Source organism: Mycolicibacterium lacusdiani (assembly GCF_021916785.1).
GTDB lineage: Bacteria > Actinomycetota > Actinomycetes > Mycobacteriales > Mycobacteriaceae > Mycobacterium > Mycobacterium lacusdiani.
The window spans coordinates 944,923-970,113 of the sequence record NZ_JAKCFC010000001.1 but is presented as its reverse complement, the minus strand read 5'-3'; the positions used below and the strand labels follow the sequence as shown (position 1 = coordinate 970,113).

21 protein-coding genes are annotated in these 25,191 nt (G+C 69.0%); 11 read left to right on the top strand and 10 right to left on the bottom strand.

Annotated elements, in window-relative coordinates; genetic code table 11:
• The first annotated feature begins 46 nt into the window (after window positions 1–46).
• From lepA to LOK44_RS04650, 3 genes are read left to right on the top strand one after another with little or no spacing between them, the layout of a single operon-like run.
• A complete protein-coding gene (gene lepA, locus LOK44_RS04660) occupies window positions 47–1,966 on the top strand; it encodes a translation elongation factor 4 (RefSeq protein ID WP_237568845.1) in 1,920 nt (639 codons plus the stop codon).
• A complete protein-coding gene (locus tag LOK44_RS04655; protein WP_237568844.1) occupies window positions 1,938–2,672 on the top strand; it encodes a sensor domain-containing protein in 735 nt (244 codons plus the stop codon). Before lepA ends, LOK44_RS04655 begins: the two co-directional genes overlap by 29 nt.
• Before the next feature lie 34 nt (window positions 2,673–2,706).
• Complete coding sequence (locus tag LOK44_RS04650; protein ID WP_237568843.1) at window positions 2,707–3,405, top strand: sensor domain-containing protein; 699 nt, start codon at window positions 2,707–2,709, stop codon at window positions 3,403–3,405.
• 196 nt (window positions 3,406–3,601) lie between these two features.
• Here the strand turns inward: LOK44_RS04650 and LOK44_RS04645 are convergent, their stop codons facing one another.
• The 5 genes from LOK44_RS04645 to LOK44_RS04625 all read right to left on the bottom strand — a co-directional run bounded on the left by LOK44_RS04645 (window position 3,602) and on the right by LOK44_RS04625 (window position 9,178).
• Entirely contained in the window at window positions 3,602–4,108 is a 507-nt protein-coding gene (locus tag LOK44_RS04645) for a GAF domain-containing protein (protein WP_237568842.1), read from the bottom strand.
• Window positions 4,109–4,184: 76 nt separating this feature from the next.
• On the bottom strand, window positions 4,185–5,462 hold the full coding sequence (locus LOK44_RS04640; protein WP_237568841.1) for a DUF222 domain-containing protein: 1,278 nt from the start codon (window positions 5,460–5,462) through the stop codon (window positions 4,185–4,187).
• Between the two features lie 49 nt (window positions 5,463–5,511).
• Window positions 5,512–5,805: an ANTAR domain-containing protein gene (locus LOK44_RS04635; RefSeq protein WP_237568840.1), complete on the bottom strand. Its 294-nt coding sequence runs from the start codon at window positions 5,803–5,805 to the stop codon at window positions 5,512–5,514.
• A gap of 68 nt (window positions 5,806–5,873) precedes the next feature.
• Complete coding sequence (locus tag LOK44_RS04630; protein WP_237568839.1) at window positions 5,874–7,895, bottom strand: glycoside hydrolase family 15 protein; 2,022 nt, start codon at window positions 7,893–7,895, stop codon at window positions 5,874–5,876.
• Window positions 7,896–7,951: 56 nt separating this feature from the next.
• A complete protein-coding gene (locus LOK44_RS04625) occupies window positions 7,952–9,178 on the bottom strand; it encodes an FAD-dependent oxidoreductase (RefSeq protein WP_308192707.1) in 1,227 nt (408 codons plus the stop codon).
• Window positions 9,179–9,202: 24 nt separating this feature from the next.
• Between LOK44_RS04625 and LOK44_RS04620 the strand changes: the two genes are divergently transcribed.
• The 6 genes from LOK44_RS04620 to LOK44_RS04600 all read left to right on the top strand — a co-directional run bounded on the left by LOK44_RS04620 (window position 9,203) and on the right by LOK44_RS04600 (window position 13,588).
• On the top strand, window positions 9,203–9,397 hold the full coding sequence (locus tag LOK44_RS04620) for a hypothetical protein (protein ID WP_237568838.1): 195 nt from the start codon (window positions 9,203–9,205) through the stop codon (window positions 9,395–9,397).
• Between the two features lie 153 nt (window positions 9,398–9,550).
• Window positions 9,551–9,643 (top strand): Ms4533A family Cys-rich leader peptide, encoded by a 93-nt coding sequence (locus tag LOK44_RS30070; protein WP_372481171.1) that lies wholly within the window; start codon window positions 9,551–9,553, stop codon window positions 9,641–9,643.
• A gap of 118 nt (window positions 9,644–9,761) precedes the next feature.
• Window positions 9,762–10,802, top strand: a complete 1,041-nt coding sequence (locus LOK44_RS04615; RefSeq protein WP_237568837.1) for a sulfate ABC transporter substrate-binding protein — start codon at window positions 9,762–9,764, stop codon at window positions 10,800–10,802.
• A complete protein-coding gene (gene cysT, locus LOK44_RS04610; RefSeq protein ID WP_237568836.1) occupies window positions 10,799–11,683 on the top strand; it encodes a sulfate ABC transporter permease subunit CysT in 885 nt (294 codons plus the stop codon). Before LOK44_RS04615 ends, cysT begins: the two co-directional genes overlap by 4 nt.
• Window positions 11,680–12,492: a sulfate ABC transporter permease subunit CysW gene (cysW, locus tag LOK44_RS04605; protein WP_237568835.1), complete on the top strand. Its 813-nt coding sequence runs from the start codon at window positions 11,680–11,682 to the stop codon at window positions 12,490–12,492. Before cysT ends, cysW begins: the two co-directional genes overlap by 4 nt.
• Window positions 12,493–12,517: 25 nt before the next feature.
• Window positions 12,518–13,588, top strand: coding sequence for a sulfate/molybdate ABC transporter ATP-binding protein (locus LOK44_RS04600; RefSeq protein ID WP_237568834.1), 1,071 nt, complete (start codon window positions 12,518–12,520; stop codon window positions 13,586–13,588).
• A 12-nt stretch (window positions 13,589–13,600) separates the two neighbouring features.
• Here LOK44_RS04600 and LOK44_RS04595 read toward each other — a convergent pair whose 3' ends face one another.
• From LOK44_RS04595 to LOK44_RS30065, 4 genes are all read right to left on the bottom strand, one after another.
• The gene (locus LOK44_RS04595) at window positions 13,601–14,365 is read right to left on the bottom strand and encodes a sirohydrochlorin chelatase (protein ID WP_237568833.1); all 765 of its coding nucleotides are present in this window, start codon (window positions 14,363–14,365) and stop codon (window positions 13,601–13,603) included.
• Entirely contained in the window at window positions 14,344–15,048 is a 705-nt protein-coding gene (locus LOK44_RS04590; protein WP_237568832.1) for a phosphoadenylyl-sulfate reductase, read from the bottom strand. The genes LOK44_RS04595 and LOK44_RS04590 overlap by 22 nt, the downstream gene beginning before the upstream one ends.
• A 3-nt stretch (window positions 15,049–15,051) precedes the next feature.
• Window positions 15,052–16,746, bottom strand: a complete 1,695-nt coding sequence (locus LOK44_RS04585; RefSeq protein WP_237568831.1) for a nitrite/sulfite reductase — start codon at window positions 16,744–16,746, stop codon at window positions 15,052–15,054.
• Between the two features lie 125 nt (window positions 16,747–16,871).
• Entirely contained in the window at window positions 16,872–16,964 is a 93-nt protein-coding gene (locus tag LOK44_RS30065) for an Ms4527A family Cys-rich leader peptide (protein ID WP_372481190.1), read from the bottom strand.
• A gap of 95 nt (window positions 16,965–17,059) precedes the next feature.
• Between LOK44_RS30065 and hemW the strand changes: the two genes are divergently transcribed.
• Both hemW and LOK44_RS04575 read left to right on the top strand, forming a co-directional pair.
• Window positions 17,060–18,190, top strand: coding sequence for a radical SAM family heme chaperone HemW (gene hemW, locus LOK44_RS04580; RefSeq protein WP_237568830.1), 1,131 nt, complete (start codon window positions 17,060–17,062; stop codon window positions 18,188–18,190).
• Between the two features lie 58 nt (window positions 18,191–18,248).
• Window positions 18,249–23,498 (top strand): type I polyketide synthase, encoded by a 5,250-nt coding sequence (locus LOK44_RS04575; protein WP_237568829.1) that lies wholly within the window; start codon window positions 18,249–18,251, stop codon window positions 23,496–23,498.
• Here the strand turns inward: LOK44_RS04575 and LOK44_RS04570 are convergent.
• Window positions 23,488–25,149: a (2,3-dihydroxybenzoyl)adenylate synthase gene (locus tag LOK44_RS04570; protein ID WP_237568828.1), complete on the bottom strand. Its 1,662-nt coding sequence runs from the start codon at window positions 25,147–25,149 to the stop codon at window positions 23,488–23,490. The two genes, LOK44_RS04575 and LOK44_RS04570, sit on opposite strands and share 11 nt — an antisense overlap.
• Window positions 25,150–25,191 lie beyond the last annotated feature (42 nt).

Here is a 25,191-nt window from a genome sequence, read left to right as displayed (position 1 = left end):
ACGAGCATAGGTGACTTCCCAATGGCGCGATTGTGTCGATGGCGCGGTGGCTCGATACCCTGGTGGGACGCAGCAGGTGCTGCGCACGTACCGCCACCAGGAGATTCCCATCAGCAGTTTCGCCGACAAGACGTTCACTGCGCCGGCGCAGATCCGGAACTTCTGCATCATCGCCCACATCGACCACGGCAAGTCCACGCTGGCCGACCGGATGCTGGGCATCACCGGCGTCGTCGCCGACCGCGACATGCGGGCCCAGTACCTGGACCGCATGGACATCGAGCGTGAGCGCGGCATCACGATCAAGGCGCAGAACGTGCGGCTGCCGTGGACCGTCACCCGAGCGGACGGATCAGTCGAGGAGTTCGTCCTCCACCTGATCGACACGCCGGGGCACGTCGACTTCACCTACGAGGTGTCGCGTGCGCTCGAGGCCTGCGAGGGAGCGGTTCTGCTGGTCGACGCCGCGCAGGGCATCGAGGCGCAGACGCTGGCGAACCTCTACCTGGCGCTGGACCGAGGCCTGACCATCATCCCGGTGCTGAACAAGATCGATCTGCCTGCCGCCGACCCGGACCGCTACGCCGGCGAGATCGCCCACATCATCGGCTGCGAGCCCGAGGACGTGCTGCGGGTGTCTGGCAAGACCGGTGTCGGCGTCCGCGAACTGCTCGACGAGGTCGTCCGGCTCGTCCCCGCCCCGGTGGGTGACGCCGACGCGCCCGCGCGGGCCATGATCTTCGACTCCGTCTACGACATCTACCGCGGCGTGGTCACCTACGTCCGCGTGGTGGACGGCAAGCTCAGCCCCCGCGAGAAGATCAAGATGATGTCGACCGGGACGACCCACGAACTGCTGGAGGTGGGCATCGTCTCACCCGAGCCCAAGGCCACCCAGGGTCTCGGCGTCGGCGAGGTCGGCTACCTCATCACCGGTGTGAAGGACGTCCGGCAGTCCAAGGTGGGTGACACCGTCACGGTGGCCCGCAACGGTGCGACCGACGCGCTGACGGGTTACCGGGAGCCGCGGCCGATGGTCTACTCCGGCCTCTACCCGGTCGACGGATCCGACTACCCGAACCTGCGCGACGCGCTGGAACGACTCCAGCTCAACGACGCGGCCCTGGTGTGGGAGCCGGAGACCTCGGTGGCCCTCGGCTTCGGCTTCCGCTGCGGCTTCCTGGGGCTGCTGCACATGGAGATCACCCGCGAACGGCTCGAGCGGGAGTTCGACCTCGACCTCATCTCCACCTCCCCGAACGTCGTGTACCGCGTGGTCAAGGACGACGGCACCGAGCTGACGGTGACCAACCCGTCCGACTGGCCCGAGGGCAAGGTCGGCGCCGTCTACGAACCCGTCGTGAAGACGACGGTCATCGCGCCGAGCGAGTTCATCGGCACCATCATGGAGCTGTGCCAGCAGCGTCGCGGCGAGCTGGGTGGCATGGACTACCTCTCGCCCGAACGCGTCGAGCTGCGCTACACGATGCCGCTCGGCGAGATCATCTTCGACTTCTTCGACTCGCTGAAGTCGCGCACCCGCGGCTACGCCAGCCTGGACTACGAAGAGGCGGGCGAGCAGGAGTCCGATCTGGTCAAGGTCGACATCCTGCTGCAGGGCGAGGCGGTGGACGCCTTCAGCGCGATCGTGCACAAGGACTCCGCCGCGGCCTACGGCAACAAGATGACCACCAAGCTCAAGGAACTCATTCCCCGTCAGCAGTTCGAGGTGCCGATCCAGGCCGCGATCGGGTCGAGGATCATTGCGCGCGAGAACATCCGGGCCATCCGCAAGGACGTGCTCAGCAAGTGCTACGGCGGTGACATCACCCGCAAGCGCAAGCTGCTGGAGAAGCAGAAGGAAGGCAAGAAGCGGATGAAGACGATCGGCCGGGTCGAGGTACCCCAGGAGGCCTTCGTCGCCGCACTGTCCTCCGATGCGGCAAGTGACAAGCCGAAGAAGTAGCCGGGCAGCGCTTCTCGCCGTTCTGCTGCTGACGGGATGCGCGCAGTCCATCGCGGGATCTGCGACGAAGTCCGATGCCGCACTCGGCATCCTCCCGACCGAGTCGGAGATCAGCGCCGCGGTCGACAGTCCGTTGAGCACGTTCGGGTTTCAGCCGTTCGAGGGTGGCGTGGAGATCCTGCCGGACGGCTACCGCACCGATTCCGATGCGTCACCCATCGCGTGCGTCGCCGTGACGGACACCGCGCCGCGAATCGTCTACGAGCCGCTGCCCGTACTCGAGGCGGCCCGGCTCAGTTTCTTCAACTGGGACCCCGGCGTGGCGACGTCGGGTGCCGATGCCGCCGCCGTGCGCATGTCCACCGGCGACGGTGCCCGCGCGGCGTTCGACGAGTTCGCCGGGCGATGGCAGCAGTGCGACGGCTCGACCGTCGTCAAGCACCTGCCCGGGGTCACGGGAGCCGACGTCGACGCGCGGGTCCAGGACGTGCAGCTCGCCGGTCCGGTCATGTCGGCGACCGTGCGCACCAGCGAGCGTTCCGGCGGCGGCACCGCCCGCTACGAACGTTCGATCGGAGTCCGTGGGGACACGATCGTCGAGGTGTCACTGGCCATCTCGTCCGACGGGTCAGCCGGCGTCTCGGCGCGGGACATGGCCGAGCGCGCAGTCGAGGCCATGCTCGAGAAGGTGGCGGAACCGAACTGACGCACCGCGTGGGTTGGTCGGTCACAATGACGCGGTGAACGTCGTCGCCCGCAGGTCCACCGGCCGTCTCCTCGTGACCGCAGCATGCCTGCTCGTGATCGGGTGCTCGAGCACGGTCTCGGGAAACGCCGTGCGCGATCCGCGCGTCGTTCCGGTCGACGTGCCGGTGTTGCGCGAGTCCCAGCTCGACGACGTCATGCTGAGCCTCGACGAACTCGCCGACGTCGTGGGCGCGGCCGAGCTGGAGACACTCGTCGACGACGAGGTCATGTCCGACAACCTCGACGTGGCGTCGGATCCGGACTGTCTCGGCGCCGTCATGGGTGCCGAGGAGTCGGTGTACGCCGATAGTGGCTGGACCGCCGTTCGCGATCAGGTCGTCGCGGACTCGAACGACGAGCACTGGATCGAGCAGACGGCCGTGCTGTTCTCCTCCGACGCCGAGGCGAGCCGGTTCTACGACCAGTCCGCGTCTGCGTGGGAGGAGTGCGCCGGCTACTCGGTCACCATCGAGGACACCGACCTCAGCTACGTGTGGGGGATAGGCGATCTCAGCGCCGAGGACGACATGCTCGTCCAGGTGACCACCGAGGAGGAGTCGCCGGACTGGATGTGCCAGCACGCCCTGTCGGCGGCGTCTAATCTGATCGTCGAGACCTGGGCGTGCACGTACGGCGGCAGCGACGGTGCCATCGACATCGCTGAGCGGATGCTCGACAACGCAAGGGAATAGCGGGTTTTCGATCCAGCACGAGCGCAAATGGTTACGCGAAACCCTCCGCCGGTCTACCGTCGGGACATGACGCAGCGCTACACGCCATCGTCGACCGGTACCTGGGCTGTCGTGCGACTGTGGCTGCCGTTGGTCCTGGGCATCCTGGTGATCGCCGTCGGCGCCGTCCTCTTCTCGTAGGACCGGGCGGCGGGCCTCAGCCCAGGGCCGAGTTCCCGTCCGCGACGATGCGTTCGACGTCGTCGCGCAGCCGGTTCAGTTCAGCGCGTTCGGCGTCGGTGTAGTCCCTCGCGCGATCGTCGAGCACGCAGACGGTGCCCACGACCTTGCCGTCGGGATCGTGTACGGCGAGGCCGAGGTAGTTGTGCAGACCGAACTCCTTCTCGTCCTCGTTGCCCGTGAAGGTCGCGTCGTCGCGTGAATCGCGCACGAACAGCGACTCGTCGGCGTCGACCACCCGTTCGCAGTACAGCGGCACCCGCGCTTCGTCGTCGCCGGCCTTCTTCCCTGCGGCGCCCACGGTGTAGTGCCGGGTGGCCTCACCCGCGGTGGCGGCCACGACCATCTCGCCGGGTTCCGATCTCATGACCAGGACCGACTTGACGCCGAGGGAGGCCGCCAGCCTCGTCAGGTCGTCGGCCACGGGGGCAAGGCCAGCCGTCGTATCGGTGCGGTGGGGCTCAGGAGTGCTCACCCGCTCCATCATCGGGCACCGCGGGCTCGACTGCCAAGGGATGCACTCGTGCAGATCGCATGGGAATGGCGTTCGGCCAGGGCAACTAGGCGGCGCGGCGGAACACGACTCGGAAGCGTGCGACGTCGATGCTGGTGACGTGGTCGCTGTTGCGGCCGGGTAGTGGTGGGGCCTTGCCGGTGTAGGTAGCGCCGGTCGGCGTGGTGACTTCGGTTGTGTGGCAATCAAACTCTTTGGATGTGCGGACGCGCCAGCGGGGTGCTTCCTTGGCGTAGTTGCAGGCTTCGCACATGCCGTTGCCGTTGAGTGCGGTGGTGGGTCCGGCGCGTGCGTTGGGTTGGGCGTGGTCGGTGTGGCGGATGGGGGCGTTGCAGTAGGGGGTGCGGCAGGTGTCGTCGCGTAGCGCGATGAACGCGGCCAGCGCCTTCGGGAATCGTCGGGCGCGGGATTCCATCGTCACGAGTGTGCCGGTCTTGGGGTGGCGGTAGAGGCGGCGCAGGGTGGCGCGGGATCGGTCGTCACCGACCGTATTGGAGATGAGGTGTCGTGCGACGGCTGCGGGGATGGGTCCGTAGCCGGGGATGCGGGCGGGTTCGGTGTCCCCGCCGAGCAGGGTTTCATCGGTGATCACCAGATCGACGGTGACCGGGACGGGGGTGTCGGCGGGGCGGCCGGTGATGCGTTCGACGGCGGTGTCGGCCATGACCTGGCCGCGGCTGCGGCCATCGCTGGTGGTGTCGGCGGCGTGCTTGAGGGCGGCGTAGACCGACACGCCCTGGGCGACGGGGAGCAGGATGCTCACCCAGGCCATGGCGTCGGCGGCGGGCCGGACGCTGACGCATCGGTCCTTCTCTGCCTGGCGGGCGCGTTCGACCACGGCGTGGGGGTCGAGGCGGTAGGCGATCGCCTTCGCGTCGGCTGTGATCCGCTTGTCGCCCTTGCCCACCAGGCTGGTGGGGTCGGCGCACATCTCGGCGTCCAGGGTGCGGCGGTCCTCGACCTCGAGGCAGGCCGATTCCTTGACCAGCAGCGTCGCCCGCCATTCCGAGAGCGCGCCGGTTTCCAGGGCGGCGAGGGTGTGGGGCATTTCGTGGACCAGGGCGCGGGCGAACCCGAGGTGGCGGCCACCCTGCTTGGGTGACTCCCGTCGGGCCAGCCCGATCTCGGAGGCCAGGCCTTGTCCGCGCTTGCGCAGTGGGATGCCGGCGTCGGCTTCGGCGGTGCGGCGCATCATGTCCAGGGCGGCGGTCATCCGGGCCTGGGCGGCTGCGGCGGTGGACTTGAGCCGTTCCAACTCGGTGATGCGGTCGATCAGCCCGGCCTCGTCCACCGTGGCGGGGTCGAAGTCCAGTAGATCGAACACGTGTTCGAGTCTACGGCCACCCACCGACAAGTGGGGACGCCGACAAGTCTCAGGTGATGGGCGCCAACGCAGTGGCCCGGGCACGCCGGATCAGCTCGCCCCAGGCGTTGAACGCCTCCGTGTCGTCAGCCGACGAGGAACCCGCGGCAACGGCGATCAGGCTGGCCGCCACGTTGAACAGTCCCAGCCCTGTCCGGTTGACCACGCCCACCAATTCCTCGAACGCCGCCCGCTCCGAGCAGCCGCGCACCCCGACCAGAATGCCGACCGCGACGTCGAGGTCGCGGCGGGATGCGGGTGCGTGCGGAGCTGGCTCATGACGGCGTCCTTTCGAGAGACACACTCATTCTCGACCTCGAACCCGACGCCGTCGAGACATCGAAGCGCCGTGAGTCTGAAGAACGGCTGAACTCAGGTGGGAGCGTTCGCGGGCTGGAAGCCGCCGGTGCTGTCGGCCTCGTCCTCGGCGCGGATGACGTGAACGACCGCATTGATCAATGCGAGGTGGGTGAATGCCTGCGGGAAGTTGCCGAGGTGCCTGCCCGTACGTGGCTCGATCTCCTCGGCGTACAGATGCAGCGGGCTGGCGAACGACAGCAGGCGTTCGCACAGGTGCTTGGCGCGACTGAACTCACCGATCTCGACGAGCGCGGACACCAGCCAGAAGGAGCAGATCGTGAACGTGCCCTCCTCGCCGGACAGGCCGTCGTCGGTCTCCTCCACGCGGTAGCGCAAGACCAGTCCGTCTTCGGTGAGTTCGTCGGCGATGGCCAGCACCGTCGCGCGTACCACCGGATCGTCGGACGGCAGGAACCGCACCAGTACCGCCAACAACAGTGACGCATCCAGTGCGTCGTCGCCGTAGCGCTGCGTGAGCACGCCACGCGCGTCGACACCGTGTTCCAGTATGTCGGCCTTGATCTCCTCGGCGATCGCCCGCCACTGCTGGGCGTAGCTCTTCTCGCCTTGCAGTTCGGCGAGTTTCGAGCCGCGGTCGAGTGCCACCCAGCACATGATCTTGCTCGACGTGAAGTGCTTCGGCTCGCCTCGGACCTCCCAGATGCCCCGGTCGGGTTCCTTCCAGTGCTTGATGGCCTCCTCGACCTGATTCTTGAGCACCGGCCACAACATCTCGGGGATCTGTTCGCGCGACTTCGCGTGCAGGTACACCGAATCGAGCATCGTGCCCCAGATGTCGTGCTGCATCTGGTCGAACGCGCCGTTGCCGATCCGCACGGGCCGGGAGTTGTCGTAACCCGACAGGTGATTTAATTCCTCCTCCACCAGGTGTCGCTCACCACCCACGGCGTACATCACCTGAAGTGGATGCCGCTCACCGTTGTTGGCGCCCGACACGTCGGCGATGAACGCGAAGAAGTCGTCGGCCTCGCGATCCAGTCCGAGCGTGTAGAGACCCCACAGGGCGAACGTAGAGTCGCGAATCCACGAGTAGCGGTAATCCCAATTGCGTTCGCCCTGAGGTGTTTCCGGGAGCGACGTGGTGCTCGCCGCCAACAGTGCGCCGGTGGGCGAGTAGGTGAGGCCCTTCAGCGTGAGCGCGCTGCGCTGCAAATAGGAGCGCCACGGATGGTCGGGGAAGTCGCCGATGTTGATCCACTGGCGCCACGACTCGCTCGTCTTCCACATCTTGTCGGCGGCCTCGTCGAACGTCTGCGGCGACGGGTGCTTCGACCAACTCAGCGCGACGAAGACGTTGTCGCCCTCCGAGAGTCGGGTGCGTGCGCGTGCCTCGTGTCCCTCGAGTCCGATGCGCAGGTTGGTGGTCAGCCGCAGCGTCGGATGCGCCTCGGGATCCTTGCCCGCGCGGGCGATGGCCTCGCCGTACGCCGCCGCCGAGTACTCCCACGTCGCACTCTGGCGGTGGTAGTCGAACGACGGCTCGCAGCTCATCACCAATTCCACGACGCCGCTGACACACCGCACCGTGCGGAGCAGGATGTGCTCGGCATCCCAGTCCATCGGGGTGCGGCGGTGCGTGCGCGACCGCGTGTCCAGATCGTGCCAGGGCCCCATCACCAGCGCGTCGCGCACGATGAGCCACCCCGTGTGGGTCTGCCACGTCGTCTCGAGGATCAGGCTGCCGGGCAGATACCGCCGCGCGGCAGGCACCGTCACGCCGTACGGCCCGAGCCGGAAGTGGCCCGCCCCGCGGTCGAGGATCGCCCCGAACACGCTGGGGGAGTCGGGACGCGGCACGCACATCCACTCGACCGATCCGGCCGACGAGATCAGGCAGGTGTTCTCGCAGTCGGAGAGGAACGCGTAATCGGCGATCGGCGGGAACGGATTCCGCAGCGCGCCACCCGCGACGTAGGGGACGGGAGCGGTGACGGTGAACGGTGCCGAGGGTTCGACGTCGCCGCGACCATTCTCGCGGGCGCCGTCGGAGGACTCGGTGTGCTGCAGAACCATGCCGCACATCATCGACCGCAAACGCACCCCCCGTCTACCGGTGCGTTCCCCGGAGGTCAGCGGCGCGCGTAGTCGGGGGCGTGCTCGGGCAGGGGGCCGATCGCCACCCCGTACGCTGCGATGGCGCGCAAGGCGGGGAAGCGGTTGGCCAGCACCACGGCCCTGGGGGCTTCGCGCAAGCCCTCCGGATTGCCGATGGCGACGGCGATCGCGCGGTCCTGCACGGTCCGCTGCACGCGCTGAATGATCGCTGCAGGCAGCCAGCGCCTCGCCTGCACGGCGGCCAGGCGGCGCCTGGTGACCGAGTGGGTGCGCAGGGGACCGGCCAGGATGCGCGCGGCGGCGACCGCGTCCGCGACCGCAAGGTTGATCCCAACGCCGCCAATCGGTGACATGGCGTGAGCGGCGTCCCCGATCAGCAACAGTCCGTCGGCGTACCACCGTCGCAGCCGGTTGAGCTGGACGTCGAGCAGCTTGACGTCGTCGAAGGACGCCAGTTGGTCGACGCGGTCGGCCAGCCACGGCACCAGTTCGGTGATCTCGCGGCGCAGCGACTCGATGCCCTCCTCGCGCATCGCCGCATCGGCGCCCTTGCGAATCAGGTAGGCGATCTGGAAGTAATCCCCTCGGTCGATCAGGGCGCAGCCGTGCCCGAACTGGAACACGCCGTTCAGACCGTGCAGATCGTCCGCGTGACGTGGCAGCCGGAACCACCACACGTCCATCGGAGCGCCGAAGTTGCGCGTCGCAAGACCGGCATCTTGGCGCAGGATCGACGAGCGGCCGTCGCACGCCACGGTGAGGTGGGCGTGCATTTGCTTCTCGACGCCGTCGGCGTCCCGGTAGCGCACCCCGGTCACCTTCCCGCCGGACCGCGTCAAACCCAGCACCTCCGTGCTGCGCAGCAGCCGAAACGTCGGCTCGCGGCGCGCTGCCGTCGCGAGCAGTTCCAGAAAGTCCCACTGCGGCACCAGAGCGATGTGCTTGTGCGGCCCCGGCAGGCGTCTCAGGTCGATGTGCAGCGTGGTGTCCTGGATCGTCGCGTTGACGCCCTCGATCATCCGGTGCGGGAGAGCCGCGAACTGCGCGCCGAGGCCCAATTCGTCGAGCAGACGCAGGGTGCTGGCGTGCACGGTGTCGCCACGAAAGTCGCGCAGGAAGTCCGCGTGCTTCTCCATCACCGTCACGTCGATACCGGCGCGGGCGAGCAGCAGACCCAGCATCATGCCGGCAGGTCCGCCCCCTGCAACCAGGCACGTCGTCGTCGCGTCGGAGGCGTTCACGACACAGATCGTAGGGTGGTGCGGGTGAGCGGCATCCTGAATTGGTGGGACGGGGTGGAACTGTGGCTTTCGGGCCTCGGCTTCGTCGCCCAGACCGTCGTGGTCATGCCCGTCGTCCTGGCGTTGGCCTACGGGGCCGCGGTGGTTCTCGACGGCGCCCTCGGCAACGGGATCCGTTTGCTACGTCGTGCCCGCCATGCAGAGGAGGATGAAACGTGAACGGAATGCCACGCTCGCGTGTCACGCTGATCCTGGTGGCACTGGTGGTGTTAGTCATCGTCATGTGGCTGCTCGCCAGGTGACGCGGCGACAGCCCTCGCCGAGGCGCTCCGCTGCTGCCCGCGGTAATTGAACTCTGTTATTCTTCGCGCCATGCATGCAGCGTCCGGCAGCACCGAGGGCCACGTCTTGGCCCTCATTGCCGTGGGTTCCTGCGCTGTTGCAGACGTTTCCTGTTGTCGCTGACCCAGCCCGTTCGCGGTTTGGCGTCGGCTCGCGTGCTCGTTCGAGCCTTGAACTGTCACCTTCGCCTTTCCGTCGTGAACGGGGTCCGCAGCTTCCCCACCCCCAAGGAAAGGCAGTCATGCCCACTCTCAAGCCCAAGGCCACGAAGTCCTGGCTGTCCGTCGGCGCCCTGGCGCTCACCGCCACGTTGCTCGCCGGCTGCGGCGGCGGTGCGAGCGACGTCGCCGGCGGCGACGGCGCGAGCGATGCGGACACCACGCTGACCCTCGTCGCCTACGCCGTGCCGGAACCAGGATGGAGCAAGATCATTCCGGCGTTCACCGCGACCGAGGCAGGCAAGGGCATCGCGGTGACCACGTCCTACGGCGCATCGGGCGACCAGTCCCGCGCCGTCGTCGACGGCAAGCCCGCCGACATCGTCAACTTCTCCGTCGAGCCCGACGTGACCCGGCTGGTGAAGGCCGACAAGGTCGCCAAGGACTGGAACGCCGACGCCACCAAGGGCGTGCCCTTCGGCTCCGTGGTCTCCCTGGTCGTCCGCAAGGGCAACCCGAAGAACATCAAGGACTGGGACGACCTGCTCCAGCCCGGCCTCGAGGTGGTCACCCCGAGCCCGCTGAGTTCCGGCTCGGCCAAGTGGAACCTGCTGGCGCCGTATGCGGCGAAGAGCAACGGCGGCAAGGACGCTCAGGCCGGCCTCGACTTCGTCAACGAGCTCGTCACCGAGCACGTCAAGACCCGCCCCGGGTCGGGCCGCGAGGCCACCGACGTGTTCCTGCAGGGCACCGGCGACGTGCTGATCAGCTACGAGAACGAGGCGATCAACGTCGAGCGCCAGGGCAAGGACGTCGAACACGTCAACCCGCCGCAGACCTTCAAGATCGAAAACCCCGTCGCGGTCGTCACCAGTAGCGCACACCAGGAGCAGGCCAACGCGCTGAAGAACTTCCTCTACACCCCCGAGGGCCAGAAGGTGTGGGCCGAGGCAGGCTTCCGCCCCGTCGACCCCGCAGTCGCCGAGCAATTCGCCGCCGACTTCCCGACGCCCGAGAAGCTGTGGACCATCGCCGATCTCGGCGGCTGGAGCGCCGTCGATCCCGCACTGTTCGACAAGGACAACGGATCGGTCACCAAGATCTACAAGCAGGCGACTGGATGACCGCAGGGGTAGCCCCCAATCCCGAGGCGGCTCGGCCCGAGGTCACCGGCGACGGTGGCCCCGGCCGTGCGCCCAGCCGGTTCAGCCGCCGGTACGGGTCGACGGGTCTGCGAGTCGGCGCGGCGACGATGTGGCTCAGCGTCATCGTGCTGCTCCCGCTCGCCGCCATCCTTTGGCAGGCCGCCGGCGGCGGGTGGGGAGCGTTCTGGGATGCGGTGACATCGAACGCCGCGATCGCCTCGTTCAAGGTGACCATCACCGTCTCGATCGGCGTCACCCTGGTCAATCTGGTGTTCGGGCTGCTGGTCGCGTGGGTCCTCACGCGCGATGACTTCCCGGGCAAGCGACTCGTCGACGCAGTCATCGACCTGCCATTCGCGCTGCCGACCATCGTGGCGAGCCTCGTCATGCTCGCGCTGTACGGGCCGAACAGCCCGGTCGATCTGCACCTGCAGCACACCAAGTGGGGCATCGGCGTCGCGCTGCTGTTCGTCACGCTGCCCTTCGTCGTGCGATCGGTTCAGCCCGTCCTGCTCGAACTCGACCGCGAGGTGGAAGAGGCGGCCGCGTCCCTAGGCGCGAACAACGTCACCATCTTCACGCGGGTGATCCTGCCCGCGCTGCTGCCCTCGCTGCTGTCGGGCGCGGGGCTCGCGTTCTCGCGCGCGATCGGCGAGTTCGGCTCCGTCGTCCTCATCGGTGGCGCCGTGCCCGGCGAGACCGAGGTGTCGTCACAGTGGATCCGCACGCTGATCGAGAACGACGACCGCACGGGCGCGGCGGCCATCTCGATCGTGCTGCTGGCGATCTCGTTCGTCGTCCTATTCGTGCTGCGGGCGATCGGATCGCGCGCCGCCAAGCGTGAGGAGCTGGCGCGATGACCCTGTCGCCGCTGGTGCGCAACCTCCTGCGCTACACCGCGCTGGCCTACATCCTCATCCTCGTCATCGTCCCGGTCGGCCTGATCCTGTGGCGGACCTTCGAACCCGGGATCGGCTCGTTCGTCGCCTCGATCGGCACGCCGGCCGCGATCTCGGCGCTGCAGCTGTCGCTCCTCGTCGTCGCGATCGTCGTGCCGCTCAACGTCATCTTCGGCATCCCGACCGCACTGGTGCTGGCGCGCAATCGCTTTCGCGGCAAGAGCATCCTGCAGGCGGTCATCGACCTGCCGTTCGCCGTCTCGCCGGTCGTGGTCGGCGTCGCGCTGATCCTGCTGTGGGGGTCGGCGGGTGCAATGGGCTTCGTGGAGAACGACTTCGGGCTCAAGATCATCTTCAGCTTCCCCGGCATCGTGCTCGCCAGCATCTTCGTCACGGTGCCGTTCGTGATCCGCGAGGTCGAACCCGTGCTGCACGAATTGGGCACCGACCAGGAGGAAGCGGCGTCCATGCTGGGTGCCAAGTGGTGGCAGACGTTCTGGAAGATCACCCTGCCGTCGATCCGCTGGGGGCTGACCTACGGCGTCGTGCTGACCATCGCCCGGACCCTCGGCGAGTTCGGCGCCGTGATCATGGTGTCGTCCAACCTGCCGGGGACCTCGCAGACCCTCACCCTGCTGGTGTCCGACCGCTACAACCGGGGCCAGGAGTACGGCGCATACGCCATCTCCACACTGCTGATGGCCGTCGCGGTGTTCGTGCTCGTCGCCCAGGTGATTCTCGATGCGCGCCGAGCGCGCGCGGCGAAATAGGCTTATCGATTAAGGACCCGATGACATGACGACGGACGATACGACCAAGAACGCGATCACCGTTCGCGGCGCGAACAAGCGCTACGGCGACTTCGTCGCGCTCGACGACATCGACTTCGACGTGCCGGAGGGATCGCTGACGGCGCTGCTCGGGCCCAGCGGGTCGGGTAAGTCGACGCTGTTGCGCGCGATCGCCGGGCTCGATCAGCCCGACACCGGCACCATAACGATCAAGGGTCAGGACGTCACCCGCGTCCCGCCGCAGCGGCGCGGCATCGGCTTCGTGTTCCAGCACTACGCAGCGTTCAAGCACCTCACGGTGCGCGACAACGTCGCGTTCGGCCTGAAGATCCGCAAGCGGCCCAAGGCGGAGATCAAGGACAAGGTCGACAACCTGCTCGAGATCGTTGGATTGGCGGGTTTCCAGACCAGGTACCCGAACCAGCTCTCGGGCGGGCAGCGCCAGCGCATGGCGCTCGCGCGTGCCCTCGCCGTCGATCCGCAGGTCCTGCTCCTCGACGAGCCGTTCGGCGCGCTGGACGCCAAGGTGCGCGAGGATCTGCGGGCCTGGCTGCGCCGGCTGCACGACGAGGTGCACGTCACCACCGTGCTGGTCACCCACGACCAGGCTGAGGCGCTGGACGTCGCGGACCGCATCGCCGTGCTGAACAAGGGCCGCATCGAGCAGGTCGGCACCCCCAACGAGGTCTACGACACGCCTTCGAGCGCCTTCGTGATGTCGTTCCTCGGCGCGGTGTCCTCGCTCAACGGTTCACTGGTGCGGCCGCACGACATCCGGGTCGGCCGCAATCCGGACATGGCCATCGCGCAGAGCGAATCCAGCGTGAGTGCGACCGGTGTCATCCGCGCCACCATCGATCGAATCGTCATGCTGGGCTTCGAAGTTCGCGTCGAGCTGCGGGGCGCGAACGACAACGCGCCGTTCACCGCGCAAATCACCCGCGGTGACGCCGAGGCGCTCGGACTGAGGGAGGGCGACACCGTCTACGTACGGGCCACCCGGGTCCCGCCGATTCCCGGTGGAGGAGACCTCGCGCCCGTCGACGAGGACGCCGCTGCGCTGAGTCAGGCCTGAACCGCTCGGCGGTCAGGCGGCCGCAGCGACGGCGAGGGCCTCGTCGTACCGGTCCAGCAGGGCCGCCGCGACGAGGTTGTGCGAACCGAGCGGCTCGGTCATCGGAATCGATAGTGCCGCAGCGGTTTTGGCGACCCGGTCGGTGATCCTGCCGTTCGCCAGAAACCATGGTGCGATGACGCAGCGCTCGGCGCCGCGGTCGCGCAGGCGCTCTGCCGCCTCGGTGACGTTCGGGTGCGCTCCGGTCGCGAAGGCCACCTCGACGCCTGCCCACTTGGAGCCTGCCGCCAACGCGGTTCCGACGGTCGTGGTGCGCGCGTTGGCGGCGTCGTTCGACGATCCGACGGCCACCACGATCACGCCCATCCCTTCCTGCTCTGCGGGCACGCCGGCTTCGGCGAGGCGCTGCCCGAGCAGGGCGATCAACGCCGGATCCTCGCCCAGGGCGGCGGCCTGCCGCACCGATGCACCGGACGCCGCTACCACCGCGGGCATGTCGACACGGGCGTGATAGGCGCTCGCCAGCAGCAGCGGCACCACCACCACGTGCTCGTCGCGGCGCGCGACGTCGGCGAGCACCGACGCGAGGGCGGGCCCGCACTGCTCGAGGAACGAGACCCGGACGTCGAGCCACGGCCGCAGCCGGCGGATGCGCCCCGCCAGGGCGCGGGTCACCGCGGGGGACCGAGGGTCGGCGCTGCCGTGTGCCGCCAGGACGAGCCCCGGCGGACCGGGTCGGCGGAGCGGCTCTGCGGTCACGACGCGTGCAGCCCGCATTCCGTCTTGGCCAGGCCGGCCCAGCGTCCGCTGCGGGGGTCGGCGCCCTCGACGGGCTTCGCGGTGCACGGCAGGCAGCCGATCGAGGGATAGCCCTCGTCGACGAGCGGGTTCACCAGCACGCCGTGCGTGTCGATGTAGTCCTGCATCTCCTCGTCCGACCATGGTGCGATCGGGTTGATCTTCACCAGACCGAACGCCTTGTCGAAGCTGATCAGGGGAGCGTTGGCGCGCGTCGGCGCCTCCACCCGGCGGATGCCGGTCACCCATGCGGAGTACCCGGCCAGCGCCTTGCCAAGGGGTTCGACCTTGCGCATGCGGCAGCACGCGCCGGGATCACTTGCGAACAGGTTCTTGCCGTGCAGCGCATCCTGCTCGGCGACCGACTTCTCGGGCGTGACGTTCACCACGTTCACGTCGTACACGGCCTCGACGGCGTCGCGAGTCCCGATCGTCTCGACGAAGTGGTATCCCGTGTCGAGGAACAACACGTCGACGCCGGGGCGGATCTTCGAAGCGAGGTCCACCAGGACGGCGTCCTGCATGTTCGACGCCACGATGTAGTCGCCGCCGAAGTGTTCATCGGTCCAGCGCAGCAGCTCGTCGGCAGACGCACCTGCCATCTCCGCCGCGCCGCGTTCGGCCAGCTCGACCAGATCGTGCTCAGTTCGCAAGTCAGTCATGTCCTACCTCAAGTCCGCTTCATCGGCTCGCACCGCCCACGTAGCGAAACGCTCACCGTCCTCGCGTTGTTTCACGAAGTTGCGGACGACCCGCTCGATGTAGTGGGGAAGTTCGTCACTCGTCACCTTGTGCTGGCGCAACTTGCGGCCGAAACCGCTGTCGAGGCCCAGGCTGCCACCGAGGTGAACCTGGAAACCCTCGACGGGACCGTCGCCGTCGTCGACCATCTGGCCCTTGAAGCCGATGTCGGCGACCTGGATGCGGGCGCACGAGTTGGGGCACCCGTTGATGTTCACCGTGACCGGGACGTCGAGCTGGGCGTTGATGTCCTCGAGCCGCTGCTCCAGCTCCGGCACCAGGGTCTGGGACCGCTTGCGGGTCTCGGCGAAGCTCAGCTTGCAGAACTCGATGCCCGTGCAGGCCATCAGATTGCGCCGCCAGTGCGACGGCTGCGACGGCAGACCCAGCGCGTCCAGACCGTCGCGCAACTCGTCGAGCTTGTCGTCCGGAACGTCGAGGACGACCAGCTTCTGGTACGGCGTGAACCGGATCCGGTCACTGCCGACGGACTCGGCGAGATCGGCAACCTTGGTCAGGATCGTGCCGGACACCCGGCCCGCGATCGGCGCGACGCCCACGGCGTTCAGACCGTTCTTGAGCTTCTGCACCCCGACGTGGTCGATGGGCCGCGTGACCGGGGTCGGAGCGGGGCCGTCGATCAGCGGACGCTTGAGGTATTCCGTCTCGAGAACCTGACGGAACTTCTCGACGCCCCAGTCCTTGATCAGGAACTTCAGCCGCGCCTTCGACCGCAGGCGGCGGTAGCCGTAGTCGCGGAAGACGCTGACGACGCCCTCCCAGACGTCGGGCACCTCGTCGAGCGGCACCCAGGCGCCGACCCGCTGACCGAGCATCGGGTTGGTGGACAGTCCGCCGCCGACCCACAGATCGAAGCCCGGGCCGTGCTCGGGATGCTCGACCCCGATGAACGCGACGTCGTTGACCTCGTGCACCACGTCCTGCAGACCCGAGATCGCGGTCTTGAACTTGCGCGGGAGGTTGGAGTACTCGGGCTTGCTGATGTAGCGCTCGACGATCTCGTTGACCGCGGGCGTGCCGTCGATCACCTCGTCGAGGGACTCGCCTGCCAACGGCGACCCAAGGACCACGCGGGGGCAATCGCCGCACGCCTCGGTGGTCTGGAGGCCGACCTCGTCGAGGCGACGCCAGATCTCCGGCATGTCCTCGACCCGGATCCAGTGGTACTGGACGTTCTGCCGGTCCGACAGGTCGGCGGTGTCGCGGGCGAACTCGGTCGAAATCCCGCCAAGGGTGCGCAGCGCCGCCGCGGTCAATGCGCCGCCGTCGCTGCGGACCCGCAACATGAAGAACTCGTCTTCGAGCATGTCGGTGTTGTCGTCACCGGTCCAGGTGCCGTCATAACCGGGCTTGCGCTGGGTGTACAGGCCCCACCAGCGGAAGCGGCCCCGGAGGTCGCCCTTGTCGATGCTCTCGAAGCCGCCCTTGGCGTAAATGCTCTCGATGCGGGCCCGCACGTTGAGCGGGTTGTCGTCCTTCTTGGCCTGCTCGTTGGGGTTGAGCGGCTCGCGGTAGCCGAGCGCCCACTGGCCCTCGCCGCGGGGACGCTTGGCCGGCTTGGCCTTGGCGCCGGCAGGCTTGGATTCGGCTGTGGTCATGGGATTGGCCCCTTCTTGGAGGAGCCGGCGAACGGATCGCGCACAATCACCGGTGGCTGTCCGGCGGCGCAGATCCGGTAGCCAGCTGGGGATGGTGCGGGCAGGTCTCCGAAGTCAGACGCAGATCAAGGCAGACAGCAACAAGTACAGACGCGCTTGAAGTCGACATGCCGCCGGATCACCAGCGATACGCGGGTGGTCGAGCTGGCGGCGGACATCACGCGCCCCATTCTGCCACGAAACGGCTCATACACCCCAACCGGGCCAGATTCAGACTCACGGTGCGCAAAACCCGTTCTGGGACACTGGGCGGGTGATCTCACCGGCGTTCGGCATCTACGTGCACGTGCCGTTCTGCGCGACCCGGTGCGGATACTGCGACTTCAACACCTACACCCCGGGTGAGCTGGGCGGCGCCACCCCCGGCGGATGGCTCGACGCCGTGCGCATCGAACTGCGCCTGGCCGCCGCGCGGCTGGGCGGACGACGGGCCGTGCGCACGGTGTTCGTCGGCGGCGGCACGCCATCGTTGCTGGGGGCGGACGGTCTGGCGGCGGTGCTGGAGGCGATCCGGGCGGAGTTCGACCTCGAACCCGGCGCCGAGATCACCACAGAGTCCAACCCCGAATCCACGTCGCCGCGCTTCTTCGCCGACCTCCGGGCTGCGGGCTACACCCGCATCTCGCTCGGCATGCAGTCGACGGCGCCACACGTACTCGCCGTGCTCGACCGGGTGCACTCGCCCGGGCGCGCAACCGCCGCCGCCGCCGAGGCCCGCGCCGAGGGGTTCGAACACGTCAACCTCGACGTGATCTACGGCACGCCGGGGGAGACCGACGACGACCTGGCCCGCACGATCGACGCCGCGCTGGGCGCAGGCATCGACCACGTCTCGGCCTACGCGCTGATCGTCGAGGAGGGCACCGCGCTGGCACGGCGTGTGCGAAGAGGCGAGATACCCGCACCCGACGACGACGTGCTCGCCACGCGCTACGAGATGCTCGACTCCCGCCTCTCCGACGCCGGTTTCGAGTGGTACGAGGTGTCGAACTGGAGTCGCCCTGGCGGCGAGTGCCGGCACAACCTCGGCTACTGGAACGGCGGTGAGTGGTGGGGCGCCGGGCCCGGCGCACACGGCTACGTCGACGGCGTCCGATGGTGGAACGTCAAGCACCCCAGCGCCTATGCCGACGTCCTGTCCCGCGGTGAACTGCCCGTCGCGGGCCGGGAGGAGCCGACGCCGTCGGAGCGGCACCTCGAAGAGGTGATGCTGCGAGTCAGGTTGCGCGAGGGGATGCCCGCGTCGGTGCTCGCCGACGACGAGCGCGGCCACGCCGAAACGCTCTGCGCGGACGGGCTTCTTCGGCGCAGCGGTGACTCGTTGGTGCTCACCGACAGGGGCAGGCTGCTGGCCGACGCCGTCGTGCGCGACCTGCTCTCGTAGTGCCGCCTCACCTCGGGTAGTCGCCTGACCTGGCCGGTGCTGTGCCAATATTGTCCGCATGGACTTAGGCAAGGCTTACCAGAGTTCGCCGGAGGTGATCGAGTCGCCCGAGCCCATCGCCGTGATCGGCCTCGGCGTCCGCGTGGCCGGCAACGTTTCGACCCCGTCGGTGTTCTGGAACTTCCTGCTCGAGGGCAGAAGCGACGTGCGCGAGGTGCCCGAGGAACGCTGGGAGCCGTACCTGCGCCGCGACCCCCGCAACGCCGCGGTACTGCGCGACACCACCAGGTGGGGCACCTTCCTCGACGACCTGCCCGGGTTCGACGCCGAGTTCTTCGGAGTGTCGCCCCGCGAGGCCGAGTTGATGGATCCGCAGCAGCGGCTGGCACTCGAAGTCAGCTGGGAGGCACTCGAACACGCCGGCGTCCGGCCGAAGATGCTTGCCGGCAGCGACACTGCCGTGCTCATGGGCGTCAACTCCGACGACTACGGCAAGCTCATCATGGAGGACCTGCCCGGCATCGAGGCATGGACGGGCATCGGCACCTCGCTGTGCGGTATCGCCAACCGCGTCTCGCACCTACTCGACCTCCGCGGCCCCAGCGTTGCGCTCGACGCCGCATGCGCGGCCTCGCTGGTCGCGGTCCATCAGGCGTGCCAGATGCTGCGCGCGGGCGAGACGTCGCTGGCGCTGGCCGGCGGTGTCAGCGCTCTGATCGGACCGGGGCTGGTCCGCGTCCTCGACGAGGCGGGCGCCACCGCGAGCGACGGCCGTTGCAAGACCTTCGACGCGTCGGCCGACGGCTACGGGCGCGGTGAGGGCGCCGGGGTCGTAGTGCTCAAGCGACTCGCCGACGCCCAGCGCGACGGTGATCGCGTACTCGCCGTCGTCCGGGGCGGCGCCATCGCCCAGGACGGCCGCACCGTCGGCATCATGTCGCCCAACGGCGAGGCGCAGGCCGACATGTTCGCTCGCGCGTGCCGGACCGCGGGCATCGCACCCACCAGCGTCGGCTTCGTCGAGGCGCACGGGACCGGAACGCCGACGGGTGACCCGACCGAGGTGGGCGCACTGGCCGCGGTGTACGGCCGTGGCCGCGCCGACGACGACCGCTGCAGGATCGGGTCGGTGAAGCCGAACGTCGGCCACCTCGAGGGCGGCGCAGGCGTCATCGGGCTGATCAAGGCGGTCCTCGCGCTGCACCACGAGGCGGTCCCGCCGACGGCTGGGCTTCGCGATCTGACGCCCGCGATCGATTGGGCCGCAAGCGGTTTGCGCGTACCGACCAGTGTCGAGGCCTGGCCGCGCGGTGATGCCCCGCGGCGCGCGGCGGTGTGCAGCTACGGCTACGGCGGCACCATCGCGCACGTCCTGCTCGAAGAGGCGCCGGCTCGACCGCAGGCGCGGCGTGACGAGGTGTCGACACCGCTCGTCGTCCCGCTGTCCGCGCGCTCGGAGGCCAGGCTGGCCGCTGCGGGCGAGGCGCTCGCCGACCACCTCAGGGTCGTCGACGTGCCGACCCGCCTCGTCGCCAACACGATGTGGACCAGGCGCACCCACGAATCCGTCCGCGCCGCAATCGTCGCCGAGCACCCGCACGAGGTGACATCGGCTCTCGACGCCCTCTCGCGTGGCGAGGCCGCTGCCAACCTCGTCACCGGTTCCGCCCGGCCGGGGCCGCACGACGGCGCCGTCTGGGTGTTCTCCGGCCACGGCTCGCACTGGTCCGGCATGGGCCGCGAACTCCTCTCCGCCGAAACGGTTTTCGCGCGCGTCGTCGATCAGGTCGACGAGGTGTTCGGCGTCGAACTCGGCTTCTCCGCACGCGAGGCGCTCACCACCGGCGAACTCGGCGGCGCCGACCGGGTACAGGCCCTCACGTTCGCCATGCAGGTCGGCCTCGCTGCGGTGCTGCGCGAACGAGGGGTGACCCCTGCCGCCGTCATCGGCCACTCGGTCGGTGAGGTCGCCGCCTGCGTCGTGGCCGGCGTCTTCGACCTGCGCCACGGGGCGGCCGTCGCCTGCTACCGCGCCCGCGGCTTCCGATCCGTCGCAGGGCACGGAGCGATGGCGCTCGTCCGGCTGCCGTTCGCCGACGCAGAGCAGCGCCTCGACGGCCGCGACGACGTGGTCGCGGCGATCAGCGCATCCACGGAGTCGACCGTCATCTCCGGGCTCGCCGGCGCCGTCGACGAGACCTGCACCGAGTGGGCCGATCAGGGCATCGTCGTCCGTCGGGTGAACACCGACGTCGCCTTCCACAGCCCGGCCATGGACGCACTCGTGGGCGACCTGGCACGCCACGTCGCGGACCTGCCGCCGACCACGCCCGCTCGGATTCCGCTCTACACCACCGCACTGGCCGACCCGCGCTCGAGCGCATCCCGCGACCACGACTACTGGGCGACCAACCTGCGCGGTCGCGTGCGCTTCGCCGAGGCGGTCACCGCGGCGGCCGAGGACGGGCACCGCGTATTCCTCGAGGTGTCCGCGCATCCCGTCGTCTCTCACTCGGTGGTCGAGACCCTGCTCGGCCTCGGCATCGACGAGCACGCAGCAATACCGGTACTGCGCCGCGACACCCCGGAGGTCAGGGCCGTCGCCATCGCCGTTGCCACGCTGTACTGCCACGGCGCGAACGTCGACCACGGCATCGACTCGCACGAGCCATGGGCGGGCGACCTGCCGGGCACGCATTGGCAGCACCGCCGATTCTGGCGGACCCCCACCCCACCGCCGGGTGGTCGTGGCGTCCACGACGTCGCCAGCCACACCCTGCTGGGCGGCAGGACCGACGTCACCGGCACGGTGTCGACCAGGATGTGGCAGACCAGGCTCGACGTCGACACCCGGCCCTACCCGGGCGACCATCCGGTGCAGGGCACCGAGATCATCCCCGCCGCAGTGCTTCTGAACACGTTCCTCACAGCCGCGCGGGGTGGCCGGATCGGCGAACCGGGTGAGTGCACGGGTGTCGGACTGGCCGACGTCAGGCTTCGCACACCGGTCGCACCGGCCCGCGCACGCGACATTCAAGTGGTCCTTCGGGACCGGGAGCTGACCCTCTCGTCGCGGTTGGTCGACGCCGGACAGCCCGACACTGAGCAGGACGGCGGATGGCTGACCCACAGCGGCGCCGTGGTCGCCGTGCGAGACGACATCGACGAACTGCTAGACACCGCATGCGATCTCGCCGCAGCCCGCGGCCGGTGCACGGAGGAGCTGCCGCCGCGTCACGTGATCGACACCCTGGCCCGTCTCGGCGTGGCCGCCATGGGCTTCGGCTGGGACGTCCGCGAGATGCGCCGCGGGACGGACGAATTGCTCGCCGTGGTCGATGCGGAGGCGGACGGCTGTGCCCCGACCTCGTGGGCATCGCTGCTCGACGCGGCGACCTCGGCCGCGTCGACGATCTTCGACGGCGCACCGAGACTGCGCATGCCCGCCCGCATCGAACGGGTGCACGTCCATGGCGCGCCGCCCGCCACGGCGACACTGCTGGTGCGACGACGACCGGGAACCACGACCACCGACGTGACGATCACCGACGGCGCCGGTTCGGTGCTGGTGTCGATCGCCGGGATGGCGTTCGAGGAACTCGAGAACCCCGGGCAGTGGTCGGCCGGCGATCCGACTCGCCTACTGCACCACGTGGCCTGGCACGAGGTGGCGTGGGACTGCGACGATCGGCCCAGTGGCGTCGTGCTGGTCGGCGGCGACGTCGACGGCCTCGACTCGGCGGTGCGCGACCTGACCGCGGCCGGCGTCCCGTACCGCGCCGTCGAGGATCCGAGCGAGATCGCGGACATCACCGAGTTCGGCGGCTTGCCAACGGAATTGGGCCGAACCGCCGTCGTGGTCGTGCTCCCGAGGCAGGACGAGGCGCCGGAGTCGTCGGTGGACCTGGTCGTCCGCACGCTGACCCGGTTGCAGGAATCCAGCCTCACCGCCCGGCTCTGGGTGCTGACGACCGGCGTGTACGAAGGTGGCAACCTCGCGCACTCGCCGCTGTGGGGACTGGCCCGGGTCGCGGCCGCCGAACACCCCGGACTGTGGGGCGGCGTCATCGACCTGGGTGGCGTGGACTCAGCCGACGGTCGAGTGCCGCTCGGTGCGTTGACGTCGCTGCACGGCCATGGCGTCGTGGTGATCCGGGACGGGGTGGCACTCGTCGCCCGTCTCGCCGCGCCTGCCGCAGGGTCGGGCGACCCCATGCAGTGCTCACCGGGAGGGAGCTACCTGATCACCGGCGGCACCGGCGTGCTGGGGCTGCTGATCGCGCAGCGTCTCGCCGATCTCGGCGCCCGGCGGCTGGTGCTGCTGTCGCGATCCGGCCTGCCGCCGCGGTCGCAGTGGGACGGCGACGCAGACCGTGCGGACACCATCCGCGCGGTGGCGGCGCTGGAGGAGCGAGGCGTCTCGGTGACCGTCGCGGCCGTCGACCTGGGTGCGCCGGGATCGGCCGACGTCCTGCGGTCGGTACTGCGCGACCTCCCGCCCGTACGTGGCGTGATCCATGCCGCGGGCGTGGAAGCCGGTGCGCTGCTGTCGAATACGACTCCCGAGGACTTCGCGGCCGCCATGCACCCGAAGGTGCACGGCACGCTCGCGTTGCACGAGGTCTTCCCTCCGGAGCAGCTCGACTGGATGGTCCTGTTCTCCTCGTGCGGCTATCTGGCCGGCTTCCCCGGTCAGGGCGCCTACGCTTGTGCCAACTCGTTCCTCGACGTGATGGCGCGGCACCGGCGCAGCCTCGGGGATCGCACCACCGCGATCGCGTGGACGGCGTGGCGTGGTCTCGGCATGGGATCGACGTCGGACTTCGTCGCCGCGCAGCTCGACGCGCTCGGCATGGGGACCGTGACGGCCGACGACGCGCTGCGGGCACTGGATCTCGCGATGCTCGACGGTGACCCCAACGTGGTCGTGCTGCCGGTGCTGCCTGCCGCAGCCACCGTGCCGATCCTCGCCGACGTCGCTCCTGTCGACGACGATTCAGCCACCGGTGGCGGCGAGGGGCTCGACGCCGAGATGAACTCAGGCGAGATCGATCCCGACCGGCTCGCCCGGCTGGTGCTCGCCGCCGTGGCAGGCCAGCTCGGGCTCGCCGAGGCCGACGTCGATGCCGACCTGCCACTGGTCGAACTGGGCGTCGACTCGATCATGACCGTCCGTCTGCGCCGTCAGCTCGAGAAGCAGACCGGCCTGTCACTGCCACCGACGCTGCTGTGGGAGCACCCCACGGCGGCGGCGGTATCGGCCCGGATCGTGGAGATGCTCTCACCCGCATCCCCGGTCAGCCGATGATCGCCGCGACCACCTTCTTCTTGTCCACCTTGCCGACGGCGGTCATCGGCAGCGACGGCATCGGCACCAGCACGTCGGGCCGGGCGTGCGTCGACGCACCGCGCTCGTCGAGGAAGGCGTTGAGGTCCGCCAGGCCGACCGGTGCGCCGCGGAACACGATTGCCGCGCAGATCTTCTCGCCCAGGTAGTCGTCCGGCAGCGCGACGGCAGCTACCGCGTACACGGCTGGGTGGGTGAGCAGGTGGTCCTCGAGGTCGCTCGCCGAGACCGTCTCACCGCCCCGGTGGATCACGTCCTTGATGCGGCCGACGACTTCGATGTTGCCTGCCCTCGGGCCGTCGGCGAAGATCCGCACCCGGTCACCGGAGCGGTAGAACCCGTCGGGGGTGAACGAGCGGGCGTTCGCCGCGTCGGCGCGGTAGTAGCCGTTGATGGTGTACGGGCCGCGGACCAGTAGCTCGCCCTCCTCGCCGGGGGCGACCTCGACGCCGTTCTCGTCGACGACGCGCAGCTCGTCGTGCGGGGACACCGGCCTGCCCTGGGTATTGGCGACCACCTCGACGGGGTCACCCGGCCTGGTGAACTGCAGCATGCCCTCGGCCATGCCGAAGATCTGCTGCAGCCCCGTGGTCAGGCCGTCGTAGATGTAGCGGGCCTCCTCGGGCGACAACCGGGACCCACCGACCTGAATCAAGCGCAGCGACGTCGGCAGCACCGGTTCCCACTCGCACGCCTGGGTCCACAGCTTGGCCAGCGCGTTGACCAGGGCGGTGACCGTGACCCCGTACCGGTCGATCAGGGCGAACGCGGACTCGGGGCTCGGGTCGTCGGTGAACACCGTGGTGGCGCCGACGGTCATCGAGCCGAGCAGGCCGGGGCACGCGAACGGAAAGTTGTGCCCCGCGGGCAGCACCACCAGGTACACGTCGTCGTGGACGAGGCCACAGGCCTGCGCGCTCGCGGTCGTGTTGTAGACGTAGTCGTCGTGGGTCCGTGGAATGAGCTTCGGCAGCCCGGTGGTGCCACCCGACACCAGCAGAACGGCGGGTTCGGTGGTGTCGACGTCGAACGCGGGTGGCGTAGTGCCCGGGTGATTTCGAAGATCGGACCAAGAGTCGAACGGACCCGGGTCACCGAGCACCAGGATGTGCTTTAGGTCGGGATTGGCCTCGACGAGCTGGGCCGCCATGTCGCGATGGTCGAAGCCCGCCGCGACGTCCGGGATGATCAGACCGACAGAGCCGCTCACCTCGGCGAAGTGTCCCAGCTCCGCCGACCGATGGCCCGGCAGGCACAGCACCGGCACCGCGCCTGCCCGCAGCAGCGCGAAGGCGGCGACGGCGAACTCCTTCGAGTTCGGCAGTTGCAGCAGCATTCGGTCGCCCGGACGGATCCCGCGAGCGGCCAGCGCGGCGGCGACGCGGTCGGCGAGCGCGTCGAGTTCACCGAAGGTGAGGAGCCCCGTGGCATCGATCACAGCCGGCTTGTCGGGCCATTGCCGGGCGGCGTCGCGGAGGATGCCGTCAAGCCGGCGTCCCTGCCAGTAACCGGCCCGGCGGTACTCGTCGGCGCGGTCGTGCGGAAACGGTGTGAAACCCCGTACGAGATCGCGTTGCTCGCCTTGAAAAGCCTGGTGGGTTGACGTGTTCACGAGCGCAGCCGAGCCCTTCGGGTAGGAGTGTTGACCGGATGG

Bases quoted from the DNA above. Each gene is read 5' to 3' on its own strand.
- LOK44_RS04645 (WP_237568842.1), bottom strand. From the start codon at position 4,108: ATGGAGCGGGTGAGCACTCCTGAGCCCCACCGCACCGATACGACGGCT.
- LOK44_RS04595 (WP_237568833.1), bottom strand. From the start codon at position 14,365: ATGCGGGCTGCACGCGTCGTGACCGCAGAGCCGCTCCGCCGACCCGGT.
- LOK44_RS04590 (WP_237568832.1), bottom strand. From the start codon at position 15,048: ATGACTGACTTGCGAACTGAGCACGATCTGGTCGAGCTGGCCGAACGC.
- cysW (WP_237568835.1), top strand. From the start codon at position 11,680: ATGACCCTGTCGCCGCTGGTGCGCAACCTCCTGCGCTACACCGCGCTG.
- cysT (WP_237568836.1), top strand. From the start codon at position 10,799: ATGACCGCAGGGGTAGCCCCCAATCCCGAGGCGGCTCGGCCCGAGGTC.
- LOK44_RS04630 (WP_237568839.1), bottom strand. From the start codon at position 7,895: ATGGTTCTGCAGCACACCGAGTCCTCCGACGGCGCCCGCGAGAATGGT.
- LOK44_RS30065 (WP_372481190.1), bottom strand. From the start codon at position 16,964: ATGTCCGCCGCCAGCTCGACCACCCGCGTATCGCTGGTGATCCGGCGG.
- LOK44_RS04575 (WP_237568829.1), top strand. From the start codon at position 18,249: ATGGACTTAGGCAAGGCTTACCAGAGTTCGCCGGAGGTGATCGAGTCG.
- LOK44_RS04655 (WP_237568844.1), top strand. From the start codon at position 1,938: ATGCGGCAAGTGACAAGCCGAAGAAGTAGCCGGGCAGCGCTTCTCGCC.
- LOK44_RS30070 (WP_372481171.1), top strand. From the start codon at position 9,551: ATGCATGCAGCGTCCGGCAGCACCGAGGGCCACGTCTTGGCCCTCATT.
- LOK44_RS04585 (WP_237568831.1), bottom strand. From the start codon at position 16,746: ATGACCACAGCCGAATCCAAGCCTGCCGGCGCCAAGGCCAAGCCGGCC.
- LOK44_RS04600 (WP_237568834.1), top strand. From the start codon at position 12,518: ATGACGACGGACGATACGACCAAGAACGCGATCACCGTTCGCGGCGCG.
- LOK44_RS04615 (WP_237568837.1), top strand. From the start codon at position 9,762: ATGCCCACTCTCAAGCCCAAGGCCACGAAGTCCTGGCTGTCCGTCGGC.